Origin of the sequence: Pseudomonas sp. HY2-MNA-CIBAN-0224, from assembly GCF_040310285.1 — a bacterium.
Lineage (GTDB): Bacteria > Pseudomonadota > Gammaproteobacteria > Pseudomonadales > Pseudomonadaceae > Aquipseudomonas > Aquipseudomonas helleri.
Map to the genome: position 1 here is coordinate 1 of NZ_JBEOPQ010000763.1, position 250 is coordinate 250.

At 47.6% G+C, this 250-nt stretch carries 1 protein-coding gene; it reads right to left on the reverse strand.

Translation table 11 applies throughout. The features are described 5' to 3' along the window. Positions 1-250, reverse strand: a 250-nt coding sequence (locus tag AAEZ03_RS28380) for a cation:proton antiporter domain-containing protein (RefSeq protein WP_350583294.1), incomplete at both ends; no start/stop codon positions are given.

Here is a 250-nt window from a genome sequence, read left to right on the forward strand (position 1 = left end):
GCATAAAGGCGTTGTCTATCCCTGCCATGACAGGCAATATCGCAAGAGTAATAGGCACAGCGCCACGCAAGCCCACCCAAGAAATAAAGCCAATCTCTCTGTCTTTAAACTTAAAAGGCTTCACGCTGGTATAGACCGCGATGGGACGGGCAATCAAAATCATAAAGGCGGCAATGGCGACCGAGTAATACCAAACATTGAGGACGTTCGATGGCGTGACTAATAAACCTAAAACGACAAACAGCACTGC